This window comes from Nocardioides sp. (genome assembly GCF_030655615.1).
GTDB lineage: Bacteria > Actinomycetota > Actinomycetes > Propionibacteriales > Nocardioidaceae > Nocardioides.
The window spans coordinates 1-13,993 of record NZ_JAURVJ010000133.1 but is presented as its reverse complement, the minus strand read 5'-3'; the positions used below and the strand labels follow the sequence as shown (position 1 = coordinate 13,993).

Sequence of the window (13,993 nt, the reverse complement as noted above, 5' to 3'; positions counted from 1 at the left end):
CTGGCGTTGTTGCCGCGGGGATTGCTCGGCGTGCCGGGCACGTTGGGTGTGCCGCGCTGCACGAACGGAGCGCCGCTCTCGCAGCTGGCGGGGAAGATCGGGGCGTCGGTGAGCTGGTCGCCGCGACGCCACTCGTCGCGCGGCTTGTAGCCGGCGGTGCACGGCGGCACGCTGTAGTCGAGCTGCAGGTTGACGTGGCCGAACCCGTCGGGCGGCGAGCCGGTGAAGCCACCCGCGATCACCCGGGGGAAGGTCACCAGCAGCTGCTCGACACCGTCGAGGTGCGAGACGACCACCTGGTTGATGGTGATCAGGTCGCTCAGCAGCACCGGGAGCGTCGGACCGAGCTCGTCGATGAGAGCGGTGATCTCGCGGGCGGCCGGCGGCGTGTCGTCGAGGACGGTGCGGATGTCGCGGTCGGAGTCGCGCAGCGCCCTGGTCAGCAGGGCGAGGTCGCGGGAGAACGACGTGATGTTGTCGCCGTTGTCGCGCTGGGTGCTCAGCGCGGTGAGGGCGGAGTCCAGCAGCTGGACGGTCTCGTCGGTGTTGGCGGCGGCGGTGTCGACGAACCTGCCGCCGTCGTCGATGAGCTGCTGCAGGGGACGTCCGGTGTCGGCGAACATGTCGCCGAGCTCGCTGATGAGGACCTGCAGGCTGCGCTGGTCGACGGAGTTGACGAAGCTGTCGAGCTCTACGAGCAGGTCGGCCTCGTCGACGGGGAGCGCCCCGGCCGAGCCGGCCATGACGCTGCCGTCCTTGGCGAACGGCGGGTCCTCGTCGGGCGGCTCGAAGTCGAGGTACTGCTCGCCGACCGCCGACAGGTTGTGGACGTACATCGGCGAGTCGAGGGGCACCTCGACGCCCTCCTCGATCGTCAGCTCGAGGTCGACGCCGTCACGGGTGGCGTCCATCGAGGTGACCTTGCCGATCTTGATGCCGCGGTAGGTCACCTCGCTGCCCTCGAAGAGCCCACCCGACGTCGGGAGCGTGACGTGGACCTCGTAGCCGCGGCCGAGGACGCGGTCGACGAGGCCGAGGTAGTTGGCGGCGATGTAGACGATGCCGATCGCGGACAGGACGACGAACGCGACCAGGCGCAGACGGACGGCGCGGGTCATGACGCACCGCCCCCGAAGAGGGTCGTGTTGTCGGCGGTCGGCGGCGGCTCGCCGCTGCTCAGCGCGGCGCTCAGCCGGCCGAGGCCCGGCAGGTCGATCTCGGGCAGCGACGTGCTCAGGCCGCCGAGCCCGTCGATCAGGCCGCCGACGGGGCCGAGGGCGCGGCAGACGCCGGTGGAGCGCCACTTCTTGGTGGTGCAGCGCTTGATCAGCTCGGGCATCAACGTCACCGAGCTCAGCACCTTGCGGCAGGCCTTGGAGTCGATCCGGCCGCTGCGCAGGCACTGGAGCACCTGGTCGAGGGCCTCGGTGGAGATGGGCAGGTCGGGAAGCCCGGGGACGTCGGGCAGCCCGCCGGAGGGCAGGAAGTTCTCCAGGCTGATGTCGGCGCGGATCGAGGTGTTGGCGTAGTCGCCGAGCACGATCTCGGAGGCCTCCTTGGGGAACGGGAAGCTCACGAGGAGGTTGAGACCCGGGGCGAGGGAGTCCCCGGCGGCGCTGAGGTTGCGGACGATCGGCTGGAGGTCGCGCAGCTGGGCGAGCAGGTCGCGCTTGCTGGAGCGGATCACGCGGGTGCCGACCACCCCGAGCCGGTCGAGCGAGGAGAGCATCCCGACGAGCTCGTCGGTCTGCTGGTCGAGGACGTCGATGGCCGGGCCGGTGACGTCGAGGGCGTCGGTGATCGTCTGCTTCTCGCGGTTGAGGGTCGAGGTCAGGTTGTTGAGCGACTCCAGGGCGCGGATGATGTCGCCCTTCTGGTCGTCGAGGGTGCCGACGAAGCGGTCGAGGCTGCCGAGGAGGTCGCGCAGCTCCTGCTGGCGACCGCTCATCGCCGCGTTGAGCTCCTTGGTGATCGTGCCGAGCTGGGCGACGCCGCCCCCGCTGAGGAGGAACGACAGCGCGCCCAGGACCTCCTCGACCTCCGGGTTGCGGCCGGTCTGGTCGAGGCCGATGCTGTCGTCGGGGTTGTCGCCGAGCCGGCCGACGGGGGCGGCGTCGGTGGGCTCCTCGAGGGCGACGTACTTCTCGCCGAGCAGGCTGACCTGGCGGATCTCGGCGGTCGCGTTGTCGGGCAGCACGATGTCGTCGCGCACGCGCAGCGTGACGCGGGCGTGCCAGCCGACGCGGTCGACCTCGGTCACCTCGCCGACGGTGACGTCGTCGACCATCACCGGCGAGCGCGGGACGACGTTGAGGATGTCCTCGAACTCGGCGGTGACCTCGTAGGCGTGGTCGGCGTCGACGGGTGACCCGGGCAGCGGCAGGTCGTAGGCGCCGTCGAAGTCGCAGGCGCTGAGCCCGCCGCCGAGCAGCGCGCCGGCGAGCACCATGGCGAGGCCACGCCGGGAGCTCCTCACGACGCACCCCCGGCCAGGAGCTCGGCGAGCGTCGGGGGCTCGGCGCTGGTGTAGGCGTCGACCTGGGGTGCCGCGTCGGCGGTGCCCGGGCCCGTCGCCGGGCGAGGCGCGGTGTCCGACGTGGTCCTGGTGGACGGGGTCGCGGGCGGGATCGTCGGGAGCTGGTTCTCGGCCGGCTCGAGGAGCGCGGCGAAGAGCTGGCAGGCGAGGTTCTTGCTGACCGCGGGCAGGTCGGACTGCTGGACGATCGAGCACAGGAAGCCGTCGGCGTCGAAGGCGTTGCCGCTGACGCCGATGCGGGAGCCGACCGAGCCCGACTCGACGTTGTAGGCGAGCACGAGGTTGCCCATCGCCACCGGAGCGACCTCGAGGGCCTGGTCGAGGCTGGTCTTCTCCGACGCGATGGTCCGCATCACGCGGCTCAGCTTGCGGACGTCGGTGACGAGGGCCTTGCGGTTGTTCTTGACGAACCCGCGCACGGTGCCCACGGTGTCGGCCACGGCGGCCAGCGTGGCCCGCAGCTCGCCGCGCTCGTCGGAGAGCTGCCCGGCGACGTCGGCGAGGTCGGCCATGAAGGCGCGGACGAGGGTGTCGTTGTCGGCGAGCGTGGTGGTGAACTCGGCGAGCTGGCTGACGGTCGCGAAGAGGTCGCCGCTGCTGTTGCCGAAGGTGGTGGCAGCCGCGGCGAGGTTGCGCAGCATGGCGTTGCCGGCCTTGCCCTGCCCCTCGAGGGCGTTGGCGCCCGCGGTGACCAGGTGGTTGAGGGTGCCGTCGGCGTTGACGCCGTTGGGGCCGAGCGTCGAGGCCAGGTCGCGCAGCGAGGCGTAGATGCGGTCGAGCTCGACCGGCACCAGCGTGGTCTGGACGTCGATGTCGGCCCCGTCGGCCATCGCCTGGTCACCCTCGACCCAGACGGGCGTGAGCTGCACGAAGCGGTCGGCGACGAGGGTCGGGGTGATGATCGCGGCCGTCGCGTCGGCCGGGATGCTGACGTCGCCGTCGTACTCCATCTCGACGCGGACCGACTCGCCCTCGGGGGTCACCTCGGTGACCTTGCCGACGGTGACGCCGAGGACGCGCACGTCGGTGCCCTCGTAGATGCTGACGGCGCGGTCGAAGTGGGCGGTGACCTTCTTGGGCTCGGTGGCCTCGCCGCGGTCGACGAGGACGAAGCCCACGCCGACGAGCGCGATGATGAGCAGGATCGCGGTGCGGGTGGTGAAGAGCTTTCTCACTTGAGCACCTCCGGGACCCCGGGGATGAACTCGCCGGTCGGGATGGCCAGCAGGTTGACCGCGTAGGCGTCGAACCAGGGGCCGGTGCCGATGATGTTGCTGAGGATCTGGGTGTAGGGGCCGAGGGCGTTGAGCGTGGCCTTCAGCTCCTTCTCGCGGCTGATGAGCGTGTCGAGCAGGTCGTCGACCTCGCTGAGCGCGGGCCCGATCTGGGCCTGGTTGTCGGTGGCGACGCCGCGCAGCTCGCGCGCCAGGAGCCGGGCGTTGACCAGGAGCCGGTGGATGGCGGCCTTGCGCTTCTGGAGCTCCTTGAACACGAGATCGGCGCTGCCCATGAGGTCGACGAGCTCGTCGCTGCGGTCGGCCAGGACCCGGGAGACGTTGTTGGAGCTGGCGAACAGCTGCTGGAGCTCGGCGTCGCGCGAGGACACCGACTGCGAGAGGCGCGAGAGCCCGCGGAAGCTCGCGGCGATCTCGGGGGCGGCCGAGTCGACGGTCTCGCTGAGGACGTCGAAGGCGTCCTTGAGGGCGTCCTTGTCGATGTCCTCGGTGGTCTTGGTGAGGTCGCCGAAGACGCCGATGATGTCGTAGGCCGACCGGGTGCGCTCGAGCGGGATCGGGTCGTCCTGGGACAGGTCGCCCTCGCCGGAGGGGGTCACCCGCAGGTACTTCTCGCCGAGCAGGTTGAGCACCTCGACGGCCGCGGTGGTCTTCTCCCCCATGTCGATGCCCTGGTCGACGCTGAAGGTGACGAGCACCTTGGAGTCCTGCAGCTCGACGTCGGACACCCTGCCGGAGCGGATGCCGCCGACCTGCACGCTGCTGCCCTTGCGGATGCCGGAGGCGTCGGTGAACCAGGCCTGGTAGGTCTCGCCGCGGAAGCCGGGGAACTTCGACAGGTTGAACGCCGCCGCCATGACGAGCAGCATCAGCACCAGGGTGACGGCGCCGTAGCGCATGGTCCGGGCCTCGTTTTGCCGGCTCATACGGGGTCCCCGGGGCGTTGTGCGACGGGGGAGCGAAGCGGAGGAGACGCAGAACGTCCTGGGGTGTTCATCGGTTGCACCTGGGGGCCGTGGACCGGAAGTCGATGCTGTTGAGCTGCTGGTTGAGCTCACGGATGACGGGGAGGCCGCTGATGACCGGGAGGGTGATCTTCCCGGCGAAGCCACAGATGTAGTAGTTGTACCAAGATCCGTAGGTGCCGGTCCGGGTCTGGTCGGTCATCGACTCGGGCAGCCGGTCGAAGATCTCGACGACGAGCTTCTTGTTCTTGGGCTTGTTGAGCAGGCGGGACAGCTTGCGCAGCTCGGCGATGTCGCCCTTGAGCAACGGGCGGCCCTGCTTGAGTAGGTCGGCGACGACGACGGTCAGGTCGGAGATGCTGGTCAGCGAGTTGCCGATCGTCTCGCGGTCGTCGGCGAGGTCGCCCATCCAGTCGCGGAGCTCGACGATCAGTCGCTCCAGCTGGACGTGGCGGGAGTCGACGGTCTGGAGGGTCTGACCCAGGTTGTCGACGACCTCGCCGATGAGCTGGTCACGATCGGCCAGGGTGTTGGTGAGCGACGCCGTGTTCTGCAGCAGCGAGGCGACGGTGCCGCCCTCGCCCTGCAGCACCTGGACGAGGTTCATCGTCAGCTCGTTGACGTCCTTCGGCTCGAGCGCCTGGAACAGCGGCTTGAAGCCGTTGAACAGCGTCGTGAGGTCGAGCGCCGGCTCGGTCTGGGTCATCGGGATGACGTCGTCCTCCTCGAGCTCGTCGGCCCCCTTGTCGATGCCCTCCTCGAGCGCGAGGTAGCGGTCACCGACGAGGTTGAGGAAGCGGATCTCGGCGCGGGAGGCCGTGGTGAGCGGGACGTCGGCCTTGACCCGGAAGGTCACGAGGGCGTTGGCGTTCTGGTCGCCGTAGTGGTCGACCTCCTTGACCTCGCCGACGCTGACGCCGGCGACGCGGACGTCGTCGCCCTTCTCGAGCGAGCTCGCGTTGACGAAGGCCGCCTGGTAGGTGCGGCCGTCGCCGAAGCCGATGTTGCCCATGATGACGGCGAGCAGGCCGGTCACGAGGAGCGAGACCACCGTGAAGATGCCGAGCTTGACGCCGGCGACGACGGTCGTGCTGTTGCGGCTGGAGGCGCCGGCCATCAGTCGTCCTCCCCTGCTGCCGAGCCGCGGACGACGGGCCCGTAGAGCAGTGATCCGAGCGAGCCGTAGGAGTCGGCCGCCCGACCCGTGTGGTCGGCCAGCAGCGCGTTGATGACCTGCTGCTCACCGGTGGTGCCGGCGTACCCGCTCGACATGCCGACGCCGTAGCCGGCGCCGCGCGCCCACCGGGGGGCGGGCCGGGGCAGGGGCAGTCCGGGGACGACCGGGACGTCGCTGGTCGGGGGGTTGTCGTCGATGTCGGTGCCGTCGTCGAACTGGACCGGGCCGATCGGCACCGGAGGGAACGGCAGCCCGGAGCACCAGGGACCGTGGCCGATCTCGCCGTACTTGGGCAGGTCGTCCTTGGTGTAGGCGCCGTACTGGGCGGTGCCGAGCTCGATGTACTGCTTGACCTGGTTGCCCTCGAAGGTCTTGGCCAGGATCGGGGCGTAGCGGGCGGCGCCCTTGAGCAGGCAGGGCAGCTCGGGCGAGTAGGTCGCGAGCAGCTTGAGCACGGGGGCGCCGACCTGGCCGACCTTGATGAGGTTGGCCTCGTTGTCGGCGAGGATCGTGCGGCTAGTGTCGGCCAGGCCGGTCAGGTCGCTGAAGAAGACGTCGAGGGACTGCTTCTTCTGCAGGATCGTGCGGCTGGTGACCGTGAGGTTGTCGAGCACGCGGAGCAGGTCGGGCGCGGCGAGGTCGTAGGTGTCGGCGACGTCGGCGATCAGCCCGAGGTCGGTCTTGAGCGTCGGGAGGGAGTCCTCGATGCCGCCGATGTAGGAGTTGAGGTCCTCGAGGGTCTCGCCGAGCTGGTCGCCACGGCCCTCGAGGGCGTTGGCCAGGGCGCTGAGCGTCATGTTGAGGTCGGCGGGGTCGACCGAGCGCAGCAGCGGGAAGAGGTCGGCCAGGATCCGGCTGAGCTCGACGTTGGTCTCGACGCGCGACGACGGGATCACGGCGTCGGGCGCGAGCGCGGTGTCGGACGGGGCATCGGGCTCGACGAAGGAGATGTACTTCTGCCCGAACAGCGTCGTCGGCAGGATCTGGACCTCGACGTTGTCGGGCAGCTCGCGGGCGGCCTCCGGGTCGAGGGCGACCGTGATCTCGGCCTCCTTGCCGTCCTGGGCGACCTCGCGGACCTGGCCGATGAGCACCCCGTTGCGGCGTACGTCGCCGAACTTGGCGAGCTGCAGGCCCGCGCGGTCGGCCTTGATCGTGATCATCGTGACGTCGGCGAACTTCTTGTCGTAGATCGCGATCGACAGCGCGATCAGCAGCGCCATGGCCGTCAGGAAGGCAACGCCCGCGACGAGGAGCCGGAGGTGCTCCCGCCGGGTGTCGTGGTGGATGTTGACCAGCATCGGCATCAGGCCACTACCCCGTGATCCGGACGGTCGTCGTGGAGCCCCAGATGGCGAAGCTGAGGAAGAAGTCGGCGACGACCGTGAAGACGATGCTGGTGCGGATCGCGCGGCCCACGGCCTGACCGACGCCGGCCGGGCCGCCGGAGGCCGTGTAGCCGTAGTAGCAGTGGATGAGGATGATCGCGGCAGCGAGGAAGAGGAGCTTGGCGAACGACCACAGGATGTCGATGGGCGGCAGGAACTGCAGGAAGTAGTGGTCGTAGGTGCCGCTGGACTGGCCGTAGATGTAGACGACGATCAGCCGGGGCGAGAGGTAGGACGCGCTGAGGGCCACGATGTAGAGCGGGATCACGGCGATGAAGGCGGCGATCATCCGGGTGGTGACCAGGAACGGCAGCGACGGGATGCCCATCACCTCGAGGGCGTCGATCTCCTCGGAGATGCGCATGGCGCCGAGACGGGCCGTGTAGCCGCACCCGACGGTGGCCGCGAGCGCGATCGAGGAGATGAGCGGCGCGACCTCGCGGGTGTTGAAGTAGGCCGAGATGAACGCGCTGAACTTGGCGACGCCGATCTGGCTCAGCGAGGCGTAGCCCTGGATGCCGACCTCGGTGCCGGCGAAGAACGCGAGGAACGCGATCACGCCGACGCTGCCGGCGATGAGCGCGAGCGCGCCCGAGCCGAAGGTGACCTCGGCGAGGGTCGCGGTGATCTCACGGGGGTAGCGGCGGATGGCCCGCGGCACCCAGAACAGCGCGCGGGCGTAGAACAGCAGCTGGTCGCCGTAGCCCTCGAGGGAGCGACGGGGCGCCTTGAGGGCCGCGCCCGCGACCGACCCGATGCTCATATGCCCACCGGCGGGACGATCTGGAAGTAGATGGCCGTAATGACCGCGTTCATGAAGAACAGCAGCATGAAGGCGATGATCACCGACTCGTTGACCGCGCGACCGACCCCGCTGGGGCCGCCGCCGGCGTTGAGGCCCTTGTAGGCGCCCACGACCGCGGCCATCGCCCCGAACACGACGGCCTTGACGATCGCGATGTAGAGGTCGCTGATCGAGGCGAGCGCGGTGAAGTTGGAGAGGAACGCGCCGGCCGAGCCGCCCTGGACGATGACGGTGAAGAAGTAGCCGCCACCGATGCCGGCCCCGATGACGATGCCGATGATCATCAGGGCGACGAACATCGTGGCGGCCACGCGCGGGGCGACGAGGCGGGCGATCGGGTCGACGCCGAGGACCTCCATGGCGTCGATCTCCTCGCGGATCTTGCGGGCGCCCATGTCGGAGCAGATGGCCGACCCGGCGGCGCCGGCGATGATGAGGGCCGCGGCGATCGGAGCCGCCTCCCGCACGACGGCGAGCACCGCGGTCGCGCCGGCGAACGACTGGGCGCCGAGCTGGCCGGTGAGGTTGCCGACCTGGAGCGAGATGACCGCGCCGAACGGGATCGAGACCAGGATCGTCGGCATCAGCGTGACGCTGGTGATGAACCAGGCCTGCTCGACGAACTCGCGGAACTGGAAGCGGGTGGTGAACAGCCGCTTGACGACGTCGACCGTCATCACGGCGATCTCTCCGGGTCCCCGGATGACCCCAGCAGCGCTCAGCGCCATCTTGGTCACCTTCTCCCCATGAGTCGGTCGGTGGGTGCAGCGCCACGACAATAGAACGTGTTCTCGTTTTGAACAATGAGACGACTCTTAGGGGTGTGGCGCCAGGTGTTCTGGTGACGTCGGTCACCCCGCGCCGCCCAATGTAGGTCGCGACCGGCTCTCTAGGATGCGGAATGCCGGATCGTTGCGAGGGACCCAGCGGACCGGTCGGACGAGGAGGTACGGGGGTGGGTATGACAGGCGACCTGTGGTCCGCCTTCCCGCTCGACCCCCGCGACCGGGGGCACGCCGGGCTCCGTGCCTCCGACGAGGACCGCGAGCGGATCACCGGCGTGCTGTCCACGGCCTTCGCCGACGGCCGCCTCGATCGGGACGAGCTCGAGGAGCGGATCGATAAGGTCAACGCGGCCCGCACGCTCGGCGAGCTGCCCCCTCTGGTCGCCGACCTGGTGCCGCTCAAGACGCCGCCCCCGCGGTCGCCGAAGTCGCTGGTCGGGGTCCCGTCAGAAGTGCTGCACCAGCGCGCCGTCGAGCGGTGGGGCGAGCAGCGGCGTCACGCGCTCTTCACGCTCCTCCTGTCGTCGCTGATCACCTGGTTCATCTGGCTGGCGGCCAGCGGCGGCGACACCTTCCCGTGGCCTGTGTTCGTCACCGCCCTCGGGCTCCTCAACGTGGTGAAGGTGGTCTCGGGGCGCGAGCAGACCGTCCGCGACGAGGTACGCCGCCTCGAGAAGAAGCAGGCCCGCCAGCAGCGCTGGCCCAAGGGCCTCCCGTGAGCCGGCTGAGCCCCCGCAACGTCGTCGGCGCCGTCCGCGAGCACCCGTCCGGGCTGCTCCTGGGACTGCAGCTCCTCGCCGTGCTGGCCTACCCGTTCCTCGACGGCAACGTCGCCGGGCGGGCGGTGCTCGGCGCCGTCCAGGTGGGCGTGGTGCTCGCGGCCGCCTGGGCGGTGCGTCGTACGCCGACCCTGTCGTGGGTCGCCCTCCTGCTGGCCGGCCCGGCGATGGTCTTCAGCGTGCTCGAGGCGGTGAGCGAGGACGCCGGGTGGGCGGTGCTGCTCTCGGCGTCGTTCCACGTGCCGTTCTACCTGTTCGTCTCCTACGCGATGATCCGCTACCTCTTCCACGACGACCGGGTGACCCGCGACGAGCTCTTCGCGACGGGGGCCGCGTTCACCGTCGTCGCCTGGGCCTTCGCCTACGTCTACGCCGCCGGCCAGGTGATCTGGCCCGGCTCGTTCATCGCCTACTCCGGCGGGGGCGAACGGCCGTGGTTCGAGCTGCTCTACCTCTCCTTCACGACCCTGACCTCGGTCGGGCTGTCCGACGTCTCACCCGTCATGGATCACGCCCGGTCGTTGGTCATGATCGAGCAGCTCGCCGGCGTCTTCTACGTCGCGCTCGTGGTGGCCCGGCTGGTCGGGCTGACCGCGCGGGGTCGGACCTAGCTGTCCTGGCCCGAGGGCGGCGGCCGGTGCTTCCGCGGCAGCCCGGCCACGACGAGGTCGTAGGACACGTCGACCGCCTCGAGGAGCTCGTCGTCGGGGACACCGTCGAGGGCCAGGCTGTTCCAACCGCTGCGCCCGATGTAGCGCATCACCGACGCGGCGTCGGGATAGCGCTCGAGCCACTCGTCGGCGACCTCGCGTGTCGCCCCGGCCTTGACCCCGACGCTCTCGGCGCCGAGGAACGCGAAGATCTTGCCCTTGTCGTCAGGACCCACCTTGATGACCGTGTGCTCGTGGTCCCACGGGTTGTCGGGCCAGGCACCGGGCTTGGCGAGGCAGTGCTCCATCAGCTGCTCGACGTCCACGGGCTCAATCTAGGTCCCGCAGTCAGACGTACAGAGGTGCGCGTCGGGGCCCGGTCGGCCACCTGGCTGAGCGTGGGCGCGAGGTGGTCGGCTCATCTGTGTACGTCCGGCTACGCCGCCGCAGCGAGGACTTGTCGACAGGCTCACTAGACTTCGGGACGTGTCGCACGACGTGGAGAGCTCCTGCTGTGCCCCCACGCGCGGTGCGTCCTCGTCCGCGCCGGCTCCCCCGCCTCGTCGGGCCGCGGGTGGCCGCGCGACCGGGTTGGTCGACGTACCGGGTGGACGCTTCGCGATGGGCTACGACGGCCCGCTGGCCAACCCGCGCGAGGGCGAGGGGCCCGTGCGCGAGGTCGAGCTGGCGGCCTATCGGATCGGCGCGACGACGGTGACCAACCAGCAGTTCGCGACGTTCGTGAAGGCGACCGGCCACGAGACCGAGGCCGAGCGCACGGGGTGGTCCTTCGTGTTCCACCAGCTCGTGACCGACGAGCGCGCGGTGCGCGGCCGGGCCGCGGGCGCCGAGTGGTGGCTGGGCGTCGACGGCGCCGACTGGCGCCACCCCCACGGGCCGGGCAGCGACGCCGGGCGGATGGCGCAGCACCCGGTCGTCCACGTGTCGATCGGCGACGCCGAGGCCTACTGCGACTGGACCGGTACCCGGCTGCCCACCGAGGCCGAGTGGGAGCGCGCCGCGCGCGGCGGGCTCGAGGGCGCCCTCTACTCCTGGGGCGACGAGCACCCCGACACCCTGCGCACGCCGCCCTGCACGATCTGGCGCGGCGACTTCCCGGTGCGCCACGAGGACGGGCCGGCGGCCGTCGGCACGACGCCGGTCAAGACCCACCGGCCCAACGGGTTCGGGCTCTTCCAGGCCTCCGGCAACGTGTGGGAGTGGACCGCCGACCCGTGGTCGCTCGACGGCGAGGTCGACGAGGGTCAGCGGGTCCGCCGCGGCGGGTCCTACCTGTGCCACGACTCCTACTGCAACCGCTACCGCGTCGCCGCCCGCGACAAGAACGCGGTCGACGACCACACCGGCAACATCGGGTTCCGGGTCGCCGCCTGAGCGACCTCGGGTCTCACCAGTCGCCGCGCAGCACGCGGAGGTGCTCGAGCACCCGGGCAGCCGTCCGGGCCTCGAAGTAGCTCGCCTCGTCGCCCGGGTGGGCCGGCCGGCTGGTCCGGCGGTCGAGCTCCTCGAGGAGCGAGTGCGGCTCGGTCGTCCCGGTCCCGCCGACCACCCGGTAGACCTGCGTCATCAGCGGTAGCCGCGCGTAGCCAGTCAGCTCGTGGCGCCGCCTGATGGCGTCGAGGGCGAAGCGGGCCCCGGCCTGCGGGTCGAGGTGCCACCGCCGGGGGTGGTCCGGAGTGGTCTCGCCCGGCGGCGGGACCCGGCGCCCGTCACGCTTGGCGGCGGTGCGCCGGACGGCGTACGCCTGCTGCTCGGCCCACCGGACGGCCCGGGACGCCTCCAGCAGGTCGGCCGCGGCGACCAGGTGGGCCGACGTGCCGTCGACGGCGCCACCGACGTGGTCGGCCAGGAGCTCCAGGGTCACCGTGAACCCGAGCGGGCAGTACCACTCGACGCACTGCTGGAGCGCCAGGTAGCGCAGCGCGAAGGGGAGGTCGGGGTCGTGGACGCGTCGCTGCTCGCGGCCGTGACCCATCACCGCAGCCTAGGGCGCTGCGCTCAGTCGACCCGGAACTCGCCGCCGCACGTGGTGGCCGGCTTGTTGTAGGTGTCGCCCGGCACCGCGACCCGCCACACGTAGCGGCCGCGCTGGCCGAGCGCGACCGGCTCGCTGCGGTAGGTCCCGTTGGTCGTGACGGACACACGCTGTCGGCGGATGAGCTTGCGGGGCTGGCAGCCCGTCTCTGCGCCGTCGGCGAAGGGGCCGAAGACCTGGACGGTCGCCGGACGCCGACCGGGGTAGGCCTGGCCCAGCCGGAAGCGCGGGCGGAACGACGCCGCGCGCTCGACCGTGCCGATCGCGAGGAGCCGGACGACCGGTTGCCCCTGCACCGCGACGGTGCTGGTGCGGGGGTAGGCGTCGCCCAGCTTGAGGCCCGCCTGGACGACCCGCGAGGCGCCACGGGCGCGTGGCACCAGGTAGCGGAGCTGCGACGGGGTCAGCCGGTGGGTGACTGTGCCGGAGGTCAACGGTCCCGGACGTGGAGCCCCCGCCGAAAAGGTGAAGCGGCCGTCGAGGTCGGTCCTGGCCTCGAACGGCGACGTGCCGCCGGGGCTGATCGTAAGTGCGACCTCCGGGACGGGAGCGCCGGTGTGCGAGCGGACCGTCGCGGTGTAGACGACCTGCTCGCCGACGCCGACGCTCGTCGCCGACGGGACGAGGGTGACGCGGTAGGGGCCGGCGAGCCGGCAGTTCTCGTCGACGAGGGAGGCGGCGTAGGCGCGGACGAGCGGGCCGTTGGCCCGCTGGTCGGTACGCCGCCGCTGGGCGGTCCCGTCGTGCCTGAAGCCGCGGCCGTAGAGCAGGTGCTGGACCGCCACGTCGACGGCTGCGGCCTGGAGCCGTCGGTCCGCCGGCGTCTGGCTCGGTGCGGGGACGCCGTACCGGCCGAGCAGCAGCGCCGCGCAGGAGGTCTTGCCGGGTCCGACCCGCCGGCCGCCGCTGGCGCGGAAGTTGCGGGTCGTGCGGGCGCCGACGAACACCCGGGTGGAACCGCGCCGCCGCGGGTCGGTGCGGTAGACCACGGTCGAGCGGTCGACGCGGCGGGCGCCGATCCAGCCCGAGGCGGCCCTGCCGGTCCTGGGGATCGCGAACCCGGTCCACGGCCGGTCGCCCGGTCGGGCGCGGGCGTCGGGACCGTCCTCGCCGGACGACGGCGCGGCGACCAGCAGGGCGGCCAGCGTCACCGCGGAGACCGCGGCGGCCAGAGCCCGTCGTGCTGGTGAGGTCATGCGCTTCCTCCGCTCGTCAGGGGTGTGGGTCGACGGGCTCGGGGATGTCGTCGGGGTCGATCGCGTCGGCCGGGTCCTCGGGCTGGGCCGACGGGCTGCCCCCGTGGTGACGCGGCCGGCCGCCGTGCCGCGGCCCGCTCGACGGGGCCGCCGGTTGCTCCACCGCGGGAACCGGCGGCGGCTCGACCGGTGGGTCCGGCGTCGGAGGCGGAGGTGGTGGGGGCACGTCGGCGGTGCCCCGCCGGGTGGGACCGGCGCCGGTCGGCGCGACCTCCCAGCGGTAGCGCCCAGCCGCCAGCCGTCGTACGACGAGCGCGACGGGTCGCGCCCCGATGGTGAGGGTGCGCCGGTCGACGACCCTCCCCTGCGGTCCACGGAGCAACCACCGGACGCGACCCCGCGCCGGCGCGGCCAGCCGGAC

Annotated in this window: 15 protein-coding genes; 3 read left to right on the top strand and 12 right to left on the bottom strand. The window is 71.3% G+C overall.

The window, feature by feature from the left end; genetic code table 11:
* The 8 genes from Q7T52_RS11355 to Q7T52_RS11320 all read right to left on the bottom strand — a co-directional run.
* On the bottom strand, positions 1 to 1,118 hold a 1,118-nt coding region (locus Q7T52_RS11355), incomplete at its 3' end, for an MCE family protein (RefSeq protein WP_304802523.1).
* A complete protein-coding gene (locus Q7T52_RS11350) occupies positions 1,115 to 2,476 on the bottom strand; it encodes an MCE family protein (RefSeq protein ID WP_304802521.1) in 1,362 nt (453 codons plus the stop codon). The genes Q7T52_RS11350 and Q7T52_RS11355, both read right to left, overlap by 4 nt.
* Positions 2,473 to 3,711: an MCE family protein gene (locus Q7T52_RS11345; protein ID WP_304802519.1), complete on the bottom strand. Its 1,239-nt coding sequence runs from the start codon at positions 3,709 to 3,711 to the stop codon at positions 2,473 to 2,475. The genes Q7T52_RS11350 and Q7T52_RS11345 overlap by 4 nt, the downstream gene beginning before the upstream one ends.
* Entirely contained in the window at positions 3,708 to 4,670 is a 963-nt protein-coding gene (locus Q7T52_RS11340; RefSeq protein WP_304802517.1) for an MCE family protein, read from the bottom strand. The genes Q7T52_RS11345 and Q7T52_RS11340 overlap by 4 nt, the downstream gene beginning before the upstream one ends.
* Before the next feature lie 94 nt (positions 4,671 to 4,764).
* A complete protein-coding gene (locus Q7T52_RS11335) occupies positions 4,765 to 5,853 on the bottom strand; it encodes an MCE family protein (RefSeq protein WP_304802515.1) in 1,089 nt (362 codons plus the stop codon).
* On the bottom strand, positions 5,853 to 7,214 hold the full coding sequence (locus tag Q7T52_RS11330) for an MCE family protein (protein WP_304802513.1): 1,362 nt from the start codon (positions 7,212 to 7,214) through the stop codon (positions 5,853 to 5,855). The genes Q7T52_RS11335 and Q7T52_RS11330 overlap by 1 nt, the downstream gene beginning before the upstream one ends.
* Positions 7,215 to 7,227: 13 nt before the next feature.
* On the bottom strand, positions 7,228 to 8,064 hold the full coding sequence (locus Q7T52_RS11325) for an ABC transporter permease (protein ID WP_304802511.1): 837 nt from the start codon (positions 8,062 to 8,064) through the stop codon (positions 7,228 to 7,230).
* A complete protein-coding gene (locus Q7T52_RS11320) occupies positions 8,061 to 8,834 on the bottom strand; it encodes an ABC transporter permease (protein WP_304802525.1) in 774 nt (257 codons plus the stop codon). The genes Q7T52_RS11325 and Q7T52_RS11320 overlap by 4 nt, the downstream gene beginning before the upstream one ends.
* Positions 8,835 to 9,067: 233 nt before the next feature.
* Between Q7T52_RS11320 and Q7T52_RS11315 the strand changes: the two genes are divergently transcribed.
* Entirely contained in the window at positions 9,068 to 9,610 is a 543-nt protein-coding gene (locus tag Q7T52_RS11315) for a DUF1707 domain-containing protein (RefSeq protein WP_304802509.1), read from the top strand.
* A complete protein-coding gene (locus Q7T52_RS11310; protein ID WP_304802507.1) occupies positions 9,607 to 10,281 on the top strand; it encodes an ion channel in 675 nt (224 codons plus the stop codon). Before Q7T52_RS11315 ends, Q7T52_RS11310 begins: the two co-directional genes overlap by 4 nt.
* Here Q7T52_RS11310 and Q7T52_RS11305 read toward each other — a convergent pair.
* On the bottom strand, positions 10,278 to 10,646 hold the full coding sequence (locus tag Q7T52_RS11305; RefSeq protein WP_304802505.1) for an MmcQ/YjbR family DNA-binding protein: 369 nt from the start codon (positions 10,644 to 10,646) through the stop codon (positions 10,278 to 10,280). The two genes, Q7T52_RS11310 and Q7T52_RS11305, sit on opposite strands and share 4 nt — an antisense overlap.
* Positions 10,647 to 10,806: 160 nt before the next feature.
* On the opposite strand from Q7T52_RS11305, the gene Q7T52_RS11300 reads away from it, so the two are divergent.
* The gene (locus Q7T52_RS11300; RefSeq protein WP_304802503.1) at positions 10,807 to 11,715 is read left to right on the top strand and encodes a formylglycine-generating enzyme family protein; all 909 of its coding nucleotides are present in this window, start codon (positions 10,807 to 10,809) and stop codon (positions 11,713 to 11,715) included.
* Positions 11,716 to 11,728: 13 nt separating this feature from the next.
* On the opposite strand, the gene Q7T52_RS11295 is transcribed toward Q7T52_RS11300, so the two are convergent.
* From Q7T52_RS11295 to Q7T52_RS11285, 3 genes are all read right to left on the bottom strand, one after another.
* Positions 11,729 to 12,316: a hypothetical protein gene (locus Q7T52_RS11295; protein ID WP_304802501.1), complete on the bottom strand. Its 588-nt coding sequence runs from the start codon at positions 12,314 to 12,316 to the stop codon at positions 11,729 to 11,731.
* A 23-nt stretch (positions 12,317 to 12,339) separates the two neighbouring features.
* The gene (locus Q7T52_RS11290; protein ID WP_304802499.1) at positions 12,340 to 13,572 is read right to left on the bottom strand and encodes an Ig-like domain-containing protein; all 1,233 of its coding nucleotides are present in this window, start codon (positions 13,570 to 13,572) and stop codon (positions 12,340 to 12,342) included.
* Between the two features lie 16 nt (positions 13,573 to 13,588).
* The coding region (locus tag Q7T52_RS11285; protein ID WP_304802497.1) for a hypothetical protein at positions 13,589 to 13,993 on the bottom strand (405 nt) is incomplete at its 5' end.

What these genes read in the sequence shown, in the direction of transcription:
- Q7T52_RS11295 (WP_304802501.1), bottom strand. Translation starts at nt 12,316, where the DNA reads ATGGGTCACGGCCGCGAGCAGCGACGCGTCCACGACCCCGACCTCCCC.
- Q7T52_RS11340 (WP_304802517.1), bottom strand. Translation starts at nt 4,670, where the DNA reads ATGCGCTACGGCGCCGTCACCCTGGTGCTGATGCTGCTCGTCATGGCG.
- Q7T52_RS11320 (WP_304802525.1), bottom strand. Translation starts at nt 8,834, where the DNA reads ATGGCGCTGAGCGCTGCTGGGGTCATCCGGGGACCCGGAGAGATCGCC.
- Q7T52_RS11315 (WP_304802509.1), top strand. Translation starts at nt 9,068, where the DNA reads ATGACAGGCGACCTGTGGTCCGCCTTCCCGCTCGACCCCCGCGACCGG.
- Q7T52_RS11290 (WP_304802499.1), bottom strand. Translation starts at nt 13,572, where the DNA reads ATGACCTCACCAGCACGACGGGCTCTGGCCGCCGCGGTCTCCGCGGTG.
- Q7T52_RS11335 (WP_304802515.1), bottom strand. Translation starts at nt 5,853, where the DNA reads ATGGCCGGCGCCTCCAGCCGCAACAGCACGACCGTCGTCGCCGGCGTC.
- Q7T52_RS11325 (WP_304802511.1), bottom strand. Translation starts at nt 8,064, where the DNA reads ATGAGCATCGGGTCGGTCGCGGGCGCGGCCCTCAAGGCGCCCCGTCGC.
- Q7T52_RS11330 (WP_304802513.1), bottom strand. Translation starts at nt 7,214, where the DNA reads ATGCTGGTCAACATCCACCACGACACCCGGCGGGAGCACCTCCGGCTC.